Origin of the sequence: Aneurinibacillus soli, assembly GCF_002355375.1 — a bacterium.
Taxonomy (GTDB): domain Bacteria; phylum Bacillota; class Bacilli; order Aneurinibacillales; family Aneurinibacillaceae; genus Aneurinibacillus; species Aneurinibacillus soli.
The window spans coordinates 2,513,985-2,529,037 of record NZ_AP017312.1 but is presented as its reverse complement, the minus strand read 5'-3'; the positions used below and the strand labels follow the sequence as shown (position 1 = coordinate 2,529,037).

The 15,053-nt window shown below is 46.8% G+C and carries 15 protein-coding genes; 2 read left to right on the top strand and 13 right to left on the bottom strand.

Features of this window, described 5'->3' with window-relative positions:
- Positions 1-11 precede the first annotated feature (11 nt).
- The 7 genes from CB4_RS12785 to CB4_RS12755 form a co-directional block, all read right to left on the bottom strand.
- Positions 12-2,465 (bottom strand): DEAD/DEAH box helicase family protein, encoded by a 2,454-nt coding sequence (locus tag CB4_RS12785; RefSeq protein WP_096466173.1) that lies wholly within the window; start codon positions 2,463-2,465, stop codon positions 12-14.
- A complete protein-coding gene (locus CB4_RS12780; RefSeq protein ID WP_197703121.1) occupies positions 2,462-2,866 on the bottom strand; it encodes an HIT family protein in 405 nt (134 codons plus the stop codon). Before CB4_RS12780 ends, CB4_RS12785 begins: the two co-directional genes overlap by 4 nt.
- A 176-nt stretch (positions 2,867-3,042) precedes the next feature.
- Complete coding sequence (locus CB4_RS12775) at positions 3,043-4,296, bottom strand: MFS transporter (protein ID WP_096467736.1); 1,254 nt, start codon at positions 4,294-4,296, stop codon at positions 3,043-3,045.
- 134 nt (positions 4,297-4,430) lie between these two features.
- Positions 4,431-5,261: an aldo/keto reductase gene (locus CB4_RS12770; RefSeq protein WP_096466172.1), complete on the bottom strand. Its 831-nt coding sequence runs from the start codon at positions 5,259-5,261 to the stop codon at positions 4,431-4,433.
- A 54-nt stretch (positions 5,262-5,315) separates the two neighbouring features.
- Positions 5,316-6,254, bottom strand: a complete 939-nt coding sequence (locus tag CB4_RS12765; RefSeq protein WP_096466171.1) for a cation diffusion facilitator family transporter — start codon at positions 6,252-6,254, stop codon at positions 5,316-5,318.
- 16 nt (positions 6,255-6,270) lie between these two features.
- Positions 6,271-6,825, bottom strand: a complete 555-nt coding sequence (gene thpR, locus CB4_RS12760) for an RNA 2',3'-cyclic phosphodiesterase (protein ID WP_096466170.1) — start codon at positions 6,823-6,825, stop codon at positions 6,271-6,273.
- A 17-nt stretch (positions 6,826-6,842) separates the two neighbouring features.
- Positions 6,843-7,451, bottom strand: coding sequence for a class I SAM-dependent methyltransferase (locus CB4_RS12755; RefSeq protein ID WP_096466169.1), 609 nt, complete (start codon positions 7,449-7,451; stop codon positions 6,843-6,845).
- A 152-nt stretch (positions 7,452-7,603) separates the two neighbouring features.
- On the opposite strand from CB4_RS12755, the gene CB4_RS12750 reads away from it, so the two are divergent.
- Positions 7,604-8,245: a YczE/YyaS/YitT family protein gene (locus CB4_RS12750; RefSeq protein ID WP_096466168.1), complete on the top strand. Its 642-nt coding sequence runs from the start codon at positions 7,604-7,606 to the stop codon at positions 8,243-8,245.
- 48 nt (positions 8,246-8,293) lie between these two features.
- Here CB4_RS12750 and CB4_RS12745 read toward each other — a convergent pair whose 3' ends face one another.
- Together CB4_RS12745 and CB4_RS12740 are read right to left on the bottom strand one after the other, a co-directional pair.
- Positions 8,294-8,836, bottom strand: a complete 543-nt coding sequence (locus CB4_RS12745) for a hypothetical protein (RefSeq protein WP_096466167.1) — start codon at positions 8,834-8,836, stop codon at positions 8,294-8,296.
- A 63-nt stretch (positions 8,837-8,899) separates the two neighbouring features.
- Positions 8,900-9,772 carry a LysR family transcriptional regulator gene (locus CB4_RS12740; protein ID WP_096466166.1) on the bottom strand — a complete coding sequence of 291 codons (873 nt, stop codon included), beginning with the start codon at positions 9,770-9,772 and terminating at the stop codon, positions 8,900-8,902.
- Between the two features lie 130 nt (positions 9,773-9,902).
- Here CB4_RS12740 and CB4_RS12735 point away from each other — a divergent pair, with 130 nt between their 5' ends.
- Positions 9,903-10,904, top strand: coding sequence for a YeiH family protein (locus CB4_RS12735; RefSeq protein WP_096467735.1), 1,002 nt, complete (start codon positions 9,903-9,905; stop codon positions 10,902-10,904).
- Between the two features lie 52 nt (positions 10,905-10,956).
- Here CB4_RS12735 and CB4_RS12730 read toward each other — a convergent pair whose 3' ends face one another.
- The 4 genes from CB4_RS12730 to CB4_RS12715 form a co-directional block, all read right to left on the bottom strand.
- On the bottom strand, positions 10,957-11,442 hold the full coding sequence (locus CB4_RS12730; RefSeq protein WP_096466165.1) for an SRPBCC domain-containing protein: 486 nt from the start codon (positions 11,440-11,442) through the stop codon (positions 10,957-10,959).
- Positions 11,443-11,526: 84 nt separating this feature from the next.
- On the bottom strand, positions 11,527-12,489 hold the full coding sequence (locus tag CB4_RS12725) for a helix-turn-helix transcriptional regulator (RefSeq protein WP_096466164.1): 963 nt from the start codon (positions 12,487-12,489) through the stop codon (positions 11,527-11,529).
- A 96-nt stretch (positions 12,490-12,585) separates the two neighbouring features.
- The gene (locus CB4_RS12720; RefSeq protein WP_096466163.1) at positions 12,586-13,680 is read right to left on the bottom strand and encodes an enoyl-CoA hydratase/isomerase family protein; all 1,095 of its coding nucleotides are present in this window, start codon (positions 13,678-13,680) and stop codon (positions 12,586-12,588) included.
- 199 nt (positions 13,681-13,879) lie between these two features.
- On the bottom strand, positions 13,880-15,019 hold the full coding sequence (locus CB4_RS12715) for an RNA-guided endonuclease InsQ/TnpB family protein (RefSeq protein WP_096466162.1): 1,140 nt from the start codon (positions 15,017-15,019) through the stop codon (positions 13,880-13,882).
- Positions 15,020-15,053: the final 34 nt, after the last annotated feature.

The following is a 15,053-nucleotide window of genomic DNA, read 5'->3' as shown; positions in this document are numbered from 1 at the left end:
CACTTTGTTTCTTAACGTGCAAAATACGTGTGGAGTCTGAATTCACAAATTTGTTTTGTCCATTCAAATATACATTTCTGATCCTCTCGCAAAACAGATAGATGTACAGTAAACACACCGTCATTGAACGAAATTAGACCATTCGAGCTGCCTGCCCATTTTGTCATCGGCATCCCAGCGATTTTGCGACTTACTTCTTTCTCATCAAACATTTCGCTCCAGTTCTTTTTGTCTTTGTCTGAAAGGTCTTTCTGTTTGCGATATTCCTTTTCCATCAGATAGCGATAAAAAGCAGGAGCCGCTTCGATCGATGTAATTGGCTCATACCAGGCGATTTCTCCACGCAGCAGCATCGCATGCAGGAGCACCATTTTGTAGCTTCTCGTCATACTCGTCTCATTTACCTGAGACCACCATGCCTGATAGCGATGTAGCACGGCTTGCTCATGGGCGTTTAGTTCGCCCAGCCAGTTCAAAAACGGAAAATATCCGTTAAACAACCGTTTAAGATCGTGCGGTTGAATCCCGCTGTGCAGGTAGTATTCCAGATATGTAGGACGCCTGCCGAGTTCCTCTTTCACACGCACGTACGCGTCTTTCATCCGCTCTTGCATACGTGCTTTATGTGTCTGCTTCTTCCCAGCCATTTCCTTAATTAGATCAATAACTTTTGTATCGAGATGAATCGTGCAAGAAGCAGGTACAGCCGGGATGCCCCCTACTTCTCTGCCCCGATTCTCTGTTGAAAATACGCTCATTTTTATATCCGCATTGCGGTAATTTCCAATCAAATCAATAATGACACAATGCGATTTCCCGTCAAATAGCCGCAGGCCACGCCCGATCTGCTGAACAAAAATAGCCAGTGATTCAGTCGGCCTGACAAATAGAAGCGTATCGACAGCAGGTATATCGACTCCTTCATTGAACAGATCAACCGTAAAAATAATCGCAAGTGTTCCATTTGTAAGTCGTTGAATTGCTTCTGATCTTGTCATTTCTACTGTGCGGGAGTGAAGGCTGATAGCGGTGACTCCTTGCCGACGGAAATAGTCAGCCAGATAGTCAGCCTGTCCAATAGATGAACAGAAGGCAAGTGTTCGTGTCTGTTTTCGCTGCTTCCATGCCGTAAAGACGGTGTCTGCACTTTCACCGTTCCGCTGTGCCTGAAGCAGCTCGTCTTCATCATACCCCATGCCGGTCCAGCGGATTCGCGAGTAATCGATGTCATCATATACGCCGTAGTATTGAAATGGAGCCAGCCACGAACGACGGACCGCTTCGATAAAGTCCATTTCATACGCGACGTTTCCATTGCAGATCGCAAATACGTCTTTTCCGTCTAAACGGTCAGGTGTTGCGGTAATACCGAGCAGGAATAATGGCGTAAAATAGGTAAGAACCCGCTGGTACGTCGCGGCTGCGGCATGATGGAATTCATCGATCACAATCAAATCAAACGCATCCGGTGTAAATGATTCCAGATGCTGACGGGCAGATAGTGTATGAATAGATGCAAACACACAACTTGTAGTACTTACTTTTTCCCGCCCGTTATACAGACCGACTGAGCGGTCAGGAGAAACATGCTGGAATGATTTCATTGCCTGATGCAGAATTTCTTCTCGGTGAGCGACAAATAAGACGCGTCGGAACGTTCGGGCGAAAAAGGCGGCCAGATACGTTTTTCCAAGTCCGGTTGCCATGACGACCATCGCTCGATTGTATCCATTGGCAAGCGTCTCATCCAATGCCGCAAGCGCTTCCGGTTGTGCAAAACGCGGGGTGATTTCGTGCTGTGGCACGTAGTCCACCGAAGGATCGCTTACACGTACAGATTCGTCCGCAGCTGTGTATACATCTGGAAGCGTCATGCTGATTTCTTCGGTCTGGGTCCAGGTGCGAACGAACTGTGGATGTTGACGATGATAGTCGTCGTAGGCAGATCGGTACTGCTCCCATGTGACTGGATTAACCGGAGCTGTTTTCTCATGCTGGAACAGACGAAGAAAACGGTCTACCCCATCATAAAAGGTGTCTGGAGCTGCCCTTTTTTCCATCGCGAGACTCCACTCTACTCCCGTTGTCAGTGCGGAGCGCGACAAGTTGGAAGAACCAACGATGAAAAGCCCGCTCTCATTTTCAGTAGATTGTGATACGGGCTGCTGGAATAAAAATGCTTTCGGATGAAAGGAAACGCCATCACTGCGCCACAGCCTGACTTCGATGCGCTCATCCGCTTCATGTAGCAGACGCAGCGCATCAGGCTGGGTGACATATAAATAATCTCCGGTCAATATTTTAATATCTGCCCCGCGTTCTGCTGCTTTGGTTAATGCGGGAACGAGCATTTCTACTCCTGATTTCATTACAAATGAGGTCAATATATAAATCGAAGCAGCTGATTCCATCGCCGCCAGCAGTTCATCATACAGTCTTTGTGTTACAAGTCGGACACTCGTCATGTATGGGTATCTTCTCCCTTCTCCGGCGGATAGGGCACAAGGTTTGGTACAGCTTTGCGAATACCGCCGCGTGGGTCTTCAATGTCTCCGTTGTAACGTGGAATTAAGTGAAAATGAAGATGCATGACCGTCTGCCCTCCATAGTGGCCGATGTTCACCCCGATATTATACCCGTCCGGCTGATGCTCGCGGTCAAGTCGTTCTTTTCCTTGTCGGACGAGTCGGTGAATGGCGGCGATTTCTTCATCAGTCGCATCGAAATACGTTTCAACGTGCCGTTTCGGTACAATGAGTAGATGCCCTTTTTGCACCGGGAATTTATCATAAAACGCAAATGCGAGCTCGTTTTCCAGTACAATTGCTTCTTTAGCAAGCTGGCAGAATACACAGGATATTGTCATAGTATCGCTCTCTTTCAGTATATAAAGTCATAGGAAAAAGGAGCGACATTTTTGATTCGCTCCTTTTTATTATAGCGTATTTTTTTGGAAATCTAAAACGTAAAACGAACCAGCTCATTCCTAAGTTCACTCACTAACGTTGCCTGGTTTTCCATCAAATAATATGGGACTTCTATTTATACGTCCTGATGTAGGTTTACATGTGCGGATGTGTCGGCTGGAAGAGTTCGGTTTTTCCCGATGCGCAGCACAAGCAGTGCCCCTGCCAAACAGAAAAATCCCGCGAGCAAAAATGTCACTTCATAGCTTTGCATTCGTGTAAACATTACCCCACCGCCGTAAGCTGCCGCCCCCGATCCTAACTGATGGGCAGCAAAAATCCAGCCGTATACAATCCCGCTGTTTTGTTTCCCGAAAATGTCCGCTGTAAGCCGCACGGTCGGTGGAACGGTTGCAATCCAGTCCAGGCCATAGAAAATAGCGAATACAAGCAGAAGCGAATACGAGCCAGATGCAAGCGCATAGGGCAAAATCAGGAGTGACAAACCGCGCAGACCGTAGTACCAGAATAGAAGCCAGCGGTTGTTATATCGGTCTGACAGCCAGCCGGATAAGGTCGTGCCGATAATATCGAACAGTCCCATGAACGCAAGCAGGCTGGCCGCCTGCACTTCGGGAATGCCATAGCTAATACAGGCCGGGATTAAATGTGTGGCAACTAGCCCAGCTGTTGATAAGCCACAGATGAAGAAGCTGCCGGATAAGAGCCAGAAGTCTGAGGAGCGTACTCCAAGTGCAAGACCTTCAAAGGCGGCCCGAATCGGATTGACTTTGGAGCTGGTCTGCACAACGTCATCTTCTTCCGCTCCGTATGCGGTAAGTCCTTTATCCGCTGGTGAATCTTTCATGAGAAGTGCCACGATGGGAATCATGACAATGCCCGCACCTGCTACCGTCCACATCGCCGTGCGCCAGGTTGATGAACTGACAAGATAGGCGAGCAGCGGCAGGAACGCAAGCTGTCCGGTCGCGGTGCTCGCCATGAGCAGGCCAATTACAAGCCCTTTGTGTTTGACGAACCAGCGATTGGCGATCGTAGCACCAAGCACGGTAAGAATGACACCGGAACCGAGCCCGATGATGATGCCCCATAGAAGCTGCAGCTGCCAGACGGATGTGACGAAGGTTGTCAGTCCGGTTCCCCCTGCCAGCAGAACGAGCGCTCCGAGCATCATTTTTTTCACACCGAATCGTTCCATAAGAGCAGCTACGAACGGACCCGATATGCCGTATATAACGAGATTAATGGCGACGGCGAGCGAGATGGAAGAGCGCTCCCAGCCGAACTCCTGCTCGAGTGGTACCATGACTACCCCGGGTACGGAGCGGATACCCGCTGCCACTAGCATGGTGACGAAGGCCGTCGCCATGATGATCCAGGCGTAATGAATTCCCTTTGTTTTCAAACTGATCTTCCTCTCTCTTTAGAAAAATGAAAAAACTCCGCCTTTTTCCTAATGATAAAGGCGGAGTTGTTATTTGTATATACAAAAATCAAACCGTGTTAAAACGCAAAGTTATCCGGGTCTGGGCCGAAGCGGCGGTTTTCGTTCAGTGCATCCAGCTTCGCCATGTCGTCTGCTTTCAGCTCAAAGTCAAACACATTTGCATTTTCGGCAATGCGTGACGGCGTCACGGATTTTGGAATGGTCACAATGCCGTGCTGAAGATCCCAGCGTAAGATGATTTGAGCGGGCGATTTACCATATGCAGCTGCGAGTTCAGTCAGTACAGGGTGATCAAGGTTGCCCTGCATGAGCGGGCTCCATGCTTCGAGCTGAATGCTGTGTTCGCGGCAGTATGCCCGCATGTCTTCCTGGGTAAGCAGCGGATGGAATTCTACCTGGTTAACCATCGGGATGATGGTACTGTCTGCGATCAAGTCTTTCAAGTGATGAACCTGGAAGTTACTTACACCAATTGCACGCACTTTACCGTCACGGTACAGTGTCTCAAGCGCTCTCCATGTTTCTTTATATTTGCCTGCGACTGGCCAGTGAATGAGATACAGATCGATGTAGTCGAGGCCAAGTTTCGTACGGCTTTCTTCAAACGCGGCCAGTGTAGAATCATAACCTTGATCGGAGTTCCATACTTTCGTTGTAATGAACAAGTCCTCCCGCGGAACGCCAGAGCGAGCCAGTGCCCGCCCTACACCTTCTTCGTTCTTATAGACAGCGGCAGTATCAATGCTTCGGTAGCCGTTCTCAATGGCGGATTGGACGGCACGCTCCACTTCTTCTCCATCTTTTGCTCGCCATACGCCAAGTCCGAGCTGCGGCATTTTTACACCGTTTTGTAACGTTACGCCTTCTGTAAGGGAAGTTGCTGTCATCGCTATTCCTCATGTTTCCTGATAGGTTTACTTTTCCAGTATACCATATCCGATTCAGCGATTGGCAGTTTGTGGAGGCGCGGATGTGTTATCCTCTTCATACCACGGATTCAAATGTACAAGCACTTCTTTGACCTGATCGTCGTGTTCCATAATGATTTGTTTAAGATGTCGTCCGATATCATGTCCTTGCTGAATCGTAAGGGTGCCCGGCACACCGATGCGAATATCTACGAGAATGTAGTGACCGTGCTCCCGGGCACGCAGGCGGTCGATGCGTTTCACTTCTGATACGGTATGGACAAGATCGGTATAGGTGCTGAGTTTTTCTTCCGGTACGCTTTTCTCCATTAGAATATCAACCGCTTCCTTGCCCATCCCGAAGGCGAGCTTGAGTACGAGAAGCGATACGAGAATACCGGCCACAGGGTCACCGTATTGGGAAAATGGAATCGGAAAATATTCTCCAGCAAGGGCTAATCCGATCCCGACTACGGCAGCGATGGACGCATATACGTCCGCGAGATGGTCGTAGGCGGTGGCGATTAGCCCTTTGCTATTCGCCGCACGACCAAGCCGCATCGTATACACATACAGCCATTGCTTCCAGACAAGGGAAATAAACGCAACAATGAGCGCAAAAACGCTGACAGATTCCGCCGGTTTAAACAGTGCTTGAATGGCTTCGTACCCAATAAATGCAGCTGCGAACCCGAGGATAATGGCTACGATACCAGCTGCGACTACTTCAGCTTTGCCGTGCCCGTACGGATGATCCGCATCCGCCGGTCGATTAGAAATCTGCATCGAGCCGAGTGAGGCAGCGGAGGCGGCGACATCGGCCGCGTTATGAATGCCGTCTGCAAGCAGCACCGGACTGTGGAACAGAACGCCGACCATGATTTTCATAAGGGTCAGGATAATGTTGCTGATGAGGCTGATCCAGGCAGCACGTATGGAGCTTGAATGTTGAGTACTGGCTGTGGCAGTCATGAGCATCTCTCCCTTCTCAAGGAATAAGCGGATATGTTTTTAGTTTATGATGAATGGCACCAGCTGGCGTGAGCGTAGAGCGATATAAATGCAACGCTTCCACCGTCCATTCTGTAAGGGGAGTGTGACGAAATAGCGCCATGACTTCTTCAAGTTCAAAAGGAGTTTCCAGATTACGTCCGAGTGTAATATGTGGCCGAAACGGTTTGTCTTCCTTATATAGTCCGGCTTCTGTTAATGCCTCAGCTGTCTGCTTTTGCAATGTTTTTAACGCGTCAGTCTCTCCGTTCAAGGACAGCCATAACACCCTTGCACGCTGGGTATGGCCAAAAACCCCAGGAGGTCCGATGTGCAATGAGATCGGCGGGATTCCCTTGACTGCTGTCTGTAGCGCCTGATCGATCTGCGGCAAATCTGCCTCCTGTTTTTCTCCGAGAAATTGCATAGTAAGATGAATGGTCTCGACTGGTTGCCAGCGCTTGCAGCGGATGACGGTTTTCAGCCGTCGCTCGATATGTTCGATTGCTTGTCTGGCAGCTGGTGATGGTTCGATTGCGGTGAACAGACGCATGTGCTTCCCTCCTGGTGTTAGTCTGGTTTGCGGCCAATGAATTGAATTACATGGCACAGCCCGTTGTGAAGCGCCCCTTCATTCCGGACAGCCTCTCCCATATAGAAGTGCAGAATATGCCAGTCGCGGAATGTATCAAGGAATTCTTCAGGATGATACAATAGTTCAACATCTTTTGGGCCGCCGCTTTTGTATGGAAGCTGATGGATTGAATATACTTCTGTCATATATAATCCACCCGGCTTCACTGTTTGCCGTACGCCTTCTAGTACGGTTCGGCGCAGCGGTGTCGGAAAATGGCCGAATACACATACTGCCGCATCCCATTGTTCTGACCAGTCTGCTTCGCTTACATCTACTTGCTCCGTCTGGATTTGTACCTGATGGGCGGCGGCGAGCTGGTTTGCTTTGGCAAGTCCGGATGGTGCATAATCCCATGCTGTGACATCGAGTCCTTGCCGCGCAAGGTAGACAGCGTTGCGCCCTTCTCCTTCTGCAATGGCAAGCACCTGGCTACCTGCTTCGATTCGATGTGTCTGCTCACGGATGAAGATATTCGGTTCTGTTCCATACACGTAGTCTAATGCCGCAAATCGCTCATCCCATGGATTTTTGTATGTTTTCATGATTTTTCCACCTCTCTGTATAACTAACACCACCTAGGGTATCTATCATTTCTATCATAACAAAACGAGCAAGAGAAAGATTTACTTTGTTAGGATATCCTGGGCGTGTATAATTTATGAAGGAAAACATCTAGAAAAAAGGAGGCGTACATGTGGTAAATCGATTGTGGCGATATGCGTTCTTTTTCCTCGGATTGACACTGTATGCGCTCGGAAATGCGCTCGCTGTAAAGGTTAAATACCTTGGGCTTCATCCATGGGAAGTGCTAAATGTGGCGCTGTATGAGCGGTACGGGCTGACAATTGGGACGTGGGGTGTGATCTGTGGTCTGCTTCTCGTTGGGGTCTCGCTTGTTACTGCGCGTCGATATGTGAATATTGGGACGTTTTTGAATGCGCTTCTCATCGGACCCATTATGGATGTATTCCTCTGGTTAGACATTTTGCCTACGGCGACGAATAGCTGGCCGGATTATTTGATTCTACTGTGTGGCATTATCGTTACAGGAATTGGCGGCGGGATGTATGTCGCGGCAGGAATTGGCGCGGGTCCACGTGATGGCTTTATGCTGTCGATTTCGGATAAGACTGGCATTTCGGTAAGTCGGGCCCGTATAATCGTAGAGAGTCTGGTGCTTATCCTGGGTTGGGTTCTGGGCGGACCCGTATTCGTGATGACGTTTATTTACACCTTTATTCAAAGCCCTGTGTTTCAGAAGTCGCTCCGTTTTTTTACTCCGCTTTTGCGGGAAATTGGCATACAGAAACCACACGAGCAGCGAATATCGGTCTAGCTACTAACGAGAAAACTCCGGTCTCCTTATGCAGGGATACCGGAGTTTTTATTGATGAGAGATTGTCCGCTTTATATCCTCAATATCTGCTTCGTGTTGGACAGAGCGAGCTGCTAGTATTTCGATGACTCGCTGTTGTCGGTCAGTAATGTCTTCTACTCGTTTAAAATGGCTTCGCATTTCAGTGAGAGTATGTTTTACATCTTCTTTAATGCTAGATACATCTGCCTGCAAAAGCTTCTGTCCATTTTCTAGTTGTATGAGCTGTTCGTTCGCTTTTACCTGCCCCTCTTCTAGTCGTACGAGACGTTCGTTCGCTTTTACCTGCCCCTCTTCTAGTCGTACGAGACGTTCATTCGCTTTTGTCTGTCCGTCTTCTAGCCGTCCGAGACGTTCGTTTGTTTTTGTCTGTCCATCTTCTAGCCGTGAGAGCCGCTCGTCTGCTTTTTTCAGTCCGTCTTTTAATTCAACTAGTGTGTCGTCGGTACGTATCTGCCTATCTTCTACCCGGGACAGTCTTTCATTCGCTTCTGTCTGTCCTCTTGTTAGCTGTTCAAGCTGCTGTAAAATTAAATCCAGCTTGTCGCTCATTCCGCTCGCCCTCTCTTCGTCTTTTTCTTATTGTACCGTGTCTGAAAGGTGCTGTATATGATTTTACAAAATTTTACTTATAAAAGCATCCAGGAGACGTGTCCGTTCGATATGAGGAGGTACAATGTACGAAAGCATACGGGGGAACGTGTGCCCTTGAATGGTTGGGCAGGCTAGTTCGCCGTACTGAAGTGGACGCTGTATGACCCACCGCGAAATGACGGTTATACCAAGTCCGATGATGACGGCTTCGGTAACGGCTTGATTACTTCCGAGCGTGATCAGTTTATCCGTACGCAGACCGAGCGAACGAATCACATGATTGGTGTATACGCGTGTTCCTGAGCCTTCTTCCCGTACAATCCATGTTTCGTCATGTAGCTCATCGATCTGTATCGTTTTTTTCCCTGCTAAACGGTGTTTGATCGGCACAGCAAGTACCATCTCATCATTCATAAACGGGTGCATGACGAGTTCCTGATCCTGGACTTGTCCTTCGATTAAACCGATATCATATTGCAAAAGTTTTACTCCTTTAACGACTTGATCGGTATTGCCAATCATAACCTGGATATCTACGTCTGGATAGCTTGTTGAAAATTGGGCGATCATACCGGGTAAGATATATTCTCCGATGGTAAAGCTTGCCCCGATGCGAAGCGTACCTGTAACGGTATGCAGATGAGCAAATAATTCTTCCTGTGTTTTTTGATACATGTTAAGCATTTGCACAGCTCGCTTATACAAAATCTCACCAGCTGCTGTCACATACAAATGCTTCGGCGAGCGGTCAAGCAGCTGCGCCTGAAATTCTGTTTCGAGCTGCTTAATATGCAGGCTAACGGCTGGCTGTGATAAATTCAGTCGCTCTCCTGCCCGCGTAAAATTTTTCTCTTCTACAACCGCAATAAAGGTTCGCAATGCTTGATATTCCATCGTATCTCCGTCCAATCATTATAAAAACTAATCTTTACTATAACATATGTCAATTTCCCTTATGATACAACATGCAGTATCGTTAAAAGAAAAACAGGAGTGACAAACAATGGCAACACAGTCTACTACAATGCCGACAGCTCGACCGAATCCAGCTCCGTATTTCATCGGCGGACTGGTACTTACACTCGGGCTGGCACTAGCGGCGAAATATATAGCGGGCTTTCCTGGTGTACAAATGCTTGGTCCACTTGTGTGGGCGATTTTGCTGGGGATGGGCTGGAGTGCTATCTTCGGTGCACCAGTTCGGACGATGAACGGGGTTCAGTTTGCTAGTAAGAAACTGCTTCGTGCAGGAATTATTCTGCTTGGGATGCGCTTGAATTTTGCTGATATTTTGGCGGGAGGACCGCGTGTACTAGGGATTGCCGCGATTGATGTAGCGTTCGGGATCTTCGCTGTATATATGATTGCACGCTGGATGGGGGTAGACCGAAAGCTTGGCATGTTAACGGCATGTGGGACAGGGATTTGCGGAGCGGCGGCGGTGGCGGCGATTTCTCCGCAGGTGAAGGCGAATGAGGAAGAAACAGCGGTCAGTACGGCAGTGATTGCGGTGCTCGGTACGTTATTTACGATTGCGTATACGGTGCTGTATCCGGTATTAGGAATGACAGGTGGGCAGTACGGACAGTTTGCAGGTGCCACCCTTCATGAAATTGCCCATGTAATTGCAGCGGCGGGGCCAGGCGGTGCGGAAGCGGTCCAACAGGCAGTGCTGGTGAAGCTGGCACGGGTAGCGCTTCTGGTCCCGGTTGCGTTATTTGTCGGTTGGTGGTTTACGCGTGGGGCAGCAGGAGATGAAAAGAAGTCTGGTGTACCGATTCCGTGGTTTATTTTCGGATTTCTTGCAGTGGCGGGTGTGAATTCAACTGGGCTTGTGCCGGAAATGGTGGCAGGACAACTTACATCGCTTGCCTATCTGCTAATGGCAATGGCAATGGCTGGACTCGGGTTGACCATTCATATCGGCACGTTCCGCCGTCTTGGTGCCAAACCGTTTGTAGCAGGTCTGCTTGGTTCTATTTTGCTATCTATTGTCGGCTATACGCTAGTACATGTGTGGAAGTAACGCACTACAGCGAAAGAATCATATGAGTCGGTTCTTTCGCTGTACTATTTTTCTACTCTGGTTGCACTACTAGTTCATCATGCCAATTGTCTACACCGAGGTCCAGAGTCTTTCCCGTTTCTACTAGCGATTTTGAGTTACAGAGGATAAGCCACCAAGCTTTTTTACTGTTTTCATATGAGGGGTCTTTCTCGGACCATTGGTCATGAATAAGCGTTAGTTTTGTGCATGCACCAGCTGGTTCAAGCCGAAAAGAAATGCGCGATTCATAATTTTTATCGTTAGAGATATACGCCTTACCCGTATTCTGGGTATAGCTGAACACCTTGTTCCGTTCAAACTCCAAAATTGTACCGTAAACATGAACGGTTTCATTGCCTTCTAAACCGGGGCCTACATATTGCAGCGGGTCCCCGTGCTTAAAAGTTGATCGGATTACGCAGCCAGCATAAATTTTTTTTGTTTCCTCAGGCGAGATAAGCACCTTCCAGACTTGCTCCGGTGTTCCGCCGATGTAAAACTCGTATCTAAGATCCATCGTATTCATTCCTCCTATCCTGATTTTGGTTACCCATATAAGAATCATAGCACCCCTTCACTGACAGTTATGGTCAGTGAAAATTTATGTTTGATAATGCTGAAGCAATGTTGAGGTGACAGTCACCAGTTTTTCTTTCAACAGGGGAGGTTCCAGTACCCGAATGGATGTTCCGTATTGCAGGAGAAAGTGAGGAACATAGGACAAAATAGCCTGCTCAGTAAGTTTCGCGTGAATGTGATTCACCGAACGCTCCACTATCGCATGTCCGAGAAACCAGTGTTCGCATAGATCGTTAATCGCTTGAGGATTTCCTTGTATTCGAACAGAGATGAGAGATTCTTTCTGATCGGATTGGAACGAAATATTTTCCAGAAAAAAACGACGGACGGAGAAGTCAGCAGGCCGCTTAAACACTTCAATTGTGCGGGATAATGCTCGAATACGGTCCACACGAAAGCTTCGTATTTCCAGGCGGAGATGACAATAGGCAGCGATATACCATTTGCCTCTCCAATAAATAAGCCCATAGGGGTCGATGTTTCGTGTCGTGATCGATGTTCCATATCCGGTTTGGTATTCGATAGTAAGGGTATAGTTGTTTGCCACGGATATTTCCAATTCTTTGAGGATCGTTTCCAAAGCAGGATCAGATGGAGCATGAATAACATCAAATCCGATAGAATGACGATGGATTTCATGTAATTGCTCTTGATTCGTATACCTTTTTAATTTGGAAATGGCTCCATCCAGAACATCACTAAATGGATATCCCGCCTCCTGTGCAAATCTTGCTGCGTGAATAAGTGCTTTTTGTTCATTCATATCAAAGAATAATGGAGTCTCTGTAAAATGATCGAGTAAACAATAGCCGCCATTATGCCCTGATTCAGATATGATAGGGACTCCACTGGCACACAGTGCGTCTATATATCGGTAAACGGTTCGAATGTGAATCTCTAACGCTTCAGCGATCTGTTTCGCCGTCATTCGTTTCTTCGTTTTGAGCATCCACAAAATAGAAAGCATATGATCTGCTTTAGACATACAAGTGTGACTCCTTTTTGTACAATGATTAGTAGATGTGCATAAAAAACAGGTCACACGCTGGATGTGACCTGTTTTTATAAGTATGCCATCTGTTTATTCGTTTGCCAGCGGATGGTCTTCTTTTGCCCACGGGCTGACGAAGAACGCTTCTACATCCTCTCGCCCTACCTCTTCTACTGTTGCCGGATTCCATTTTGGATTGCGGTCTTTATCGACGAGTACAGAACGCACGCCTTCATAGAAATCGTGGCTGTGCATGAAATGCATGCTCATATCCATCTCCATGCAGAAGCAATCCGCTGCACTCATCTGTTTGCCACGTATAAGCTGCTCAAGTGCTACGGCCATCGAGATGGGAGACTTCGTACGCAAGGTAGTAGCTGTCTGCTGCGCCCATTCGTCGCCTTCCTGTGCTGCGCGATCAAGTGATGCAAGAATATCTACGACCGATTCATGTGCAAAGTGTGCATCTACTTTCTCCTGAACAGCTGCTAGAGAAGATGCAGGAGCCGTGACTGCGTATTTTTGCAGGAGCATGCGAAGTTCTTCGGCTGCATCTGCTTTCTGTGTCCAATCGCGTGCCACAATATCTGCTTTCAGTGCATCCCAGCTTGTGCTTTCGATGTAATGGTCGGCTGCGCCGAGGTAGATCGCATCTGCTCCATTAAATAAGTGAGCTGTCAAAGCCAAATAACGCCCCATATGGCCCGGCATTTGATTCATGAAGTAGCTACCGCCGACATCCGGGAAGAAACCGATGTTCATTTCCGGCATGGATAATTTTGAGCGCTCAGTCACAATACGTTCTGCTGCAAAAATCGAAATGCCAACGCCCCCGCCCATAACGATGCCGTTCATATACGCTACGATTGGTTTTGGATAGCGGTACATCTGCAAGTTCATGCGGTATTCAATGCCGAAGAAGTTTACCGCATGCTCTTCTACATTGTCGTCTTTCTTATCATAAAACGAGCGCATGTCTCCGCCCGCACACAATCCTTTTTCTCCCGCGCCTTCTACGGTTACAACGGTCACCTGCGCGTCATTTTCCCATGCGGACAGCTGTTTGCCGATCTCATCAACCATCGTAACCGATAGCGCGTTCAGCGCTTTCGGACGGTTTAACACAATGCGGCCAACCCCGTTCTCAACATTGAATAACACGTCTTGTTGCTGTGTATTCTCCACTCAAAAACCCTCCGTTGCATAAAACTTATAAAAAGCCATAAACACACAAACTTTTTACATACAAGAAGTTTTATTTTAATTCCCTGTTCATCGAATCCATTTTTGTTCTATTGCTAGAACTACTCATGTTTGATATGACTCTCCGAGGGCGTAAATTCCCATACAACGCATGGTACATAGTAGCGGTAACGTTTACGTGTTAATTCGCCACTTGATAGTTGGCAAGGTTAATCGAGGCATTTTTATCTCGATCTTCAATAAGACCGCATTTATCACATACATATGTCCGATCTGAAAGTTTTAAATCTTTCTTAACAATTCCACAACACGAACACATTTTAGATGATGGATACCATTTATCCGCTTCTACAAAATCAATCCCATTGAACTCACATTTGTATTTCATTTGTCTTTTGAATTCATATAGTTTTTGTTCTTGTATCGCTTTAGATACATGTTTATTCTTCATCATACCCTGTATGTTTAAATACTCCATAACGACTCTTGACGGTTTGGTTTTCACAATCAAGTTCGTCGCCTGGTGAATATGGTTAAGCCGGATATTGATTAGTCTCCTATGAACCAATTTAATTTCCCTCTCCAGCTTACTGATATTCTTCGTCTTATTGTACTTGTTGCCATCTTTGTTCTTCTCGTATTTTCGTGATACTTTTCTTTGTAATCGTTTCAACTTCTTTTTGATCTTTCTAACTTTTGCTGTTTTGTTAATATTTTTAATCGGCTTGTCTATATGAGATACAGTTGCCAAGTCCTTGATTCCCAAATCTATACCGACTGATACGTTATCGAGCTTGCTTTTGTTTGTTCCATGTTCAAACCCTAGACTCAAATACCAGTACTTCCCGTCAAATGACACTCTTGGATTTATATACTTAGCTAGTTGTGGAATATCATAATTTGATTTGTACTGGATTTTACCTATCTTTTCAATTTGAACATAAAATAGACCGTTGTTTTTTGTAAACTTAATCGCATCATATCTGGCGTAGAATTTAGGCTGATCTCGCTTTTTGCTTTTAAACTTTGGCTTGCCACCATTTTTATCAAAGAATTTTTTATAGGCCGCCTTCAAGTCTTCAAATGCTTGTTGTGATACTTGAGCAGAAACTTCGTTTAGCCATTTGTATTCATCTGTTTTCTTTAGTTGGTTAAACTCTTTTCTACTATCTTTTATAGAAGACTTGATACCTTTTCGATAATTCTCCTCTTGTTTAGCTAAGCCCCAGTTATAAGCGAATCTTGCTATACCTGCCGATTTAAACATCAAAACTTCCTGTTCTTTAGTTGGCTTCAATCTAATTTTTATGGCTTTTATCATCACATCTCACCTCCTACACACTAATCATACCAAA

Coding starts and splice junctions, on each gene's coding strand:
- CB4_RS12785 (WP_096466173.1), bottom strand. CDS start 2,465: ATGACGAGTGTCCGACTTGTAACACAAAGACTGTATGATGAACTGCTG.
- CB4_RS12780 (WP_197703121.1), bottom strand. CDS start 2,866: ATGACAATATCCTGTGTATTCTGCCAGCTTGCTAAAGAAGCAATTGTA.
- CB4_RS12775 (WP_096467736.1), bottom strand. CDS start 4,296: ATGGCGACGGCCTTCGTCACCATGCTAGTGGCAGCGGGTATCCGCTCC.
- CB4_RS12770 (WP_096466172.1), bottom strand. CDS start 5,261: ATGACAGCAACTTCCCTTACAGAAGGCGTAACGTTACAAAACGGTGTA.
- CB4_RS12765 (WP_096466171.1), bottom strand. CDS start 6,254: ATGACTGCCACAGCCAGTACTCAACATTCAAGCTCCATACGTGCTGCC.
- thpR (WP_096466170.1), bottom strand. CDS start 6,825: ATGCGTCTGTTCACCGCAATCGAACCATCACCAGCTGCCAGACAAGCA.
- CB4_RS12755 (WP_096466169.1), bottom strand. CDS start 7,451: ATGAAAACATACAAAAATCCATGGGATGAGCGATTTGCGGCATTAGAC.
- CB4_RS12745 (WP_096466167.1), bottom strand. CDS start 8,836: ATGAGCGACAAGCTGGATTTAATTTTACAGCAGCTTGAACAGCTAACA.
- CB4_RS12740 (WP_096466166.1), bottom strand. CDS start 9,772: ATGGAATATCAAGCATTGCGAACCTTTATTGCGGTTGTAGAAGAGAAA.
- CB4_RS12735 (WP_096467735.1), top strand. CDS start 9,903: ATGCCGACAGCTCGACCGAATCCAGCTCCGTATTTCATCGGCGGACTG.
- CB4_RS12730 (WP_096466165.1), bottom strand. CDS start 11,442: ATGGATCTTAGATACGAGTTTTACATCGGCGGAACACCGGAGCAAGTC.
- CB4_RS12725 (WP_096466164.1), bottom strand. CDS start 12,489: ATGTCTAAAGCAGATCATATGCTTTCTATTTTGTGGATGCTCAAAACG.
- CB4_RS12715 (WP_096466162.1), bottom strand. CDS start 15,019: ATGATAAAAGCCATAAAAATTAGATTGAAGCCAACTAAAGAACAGGAA.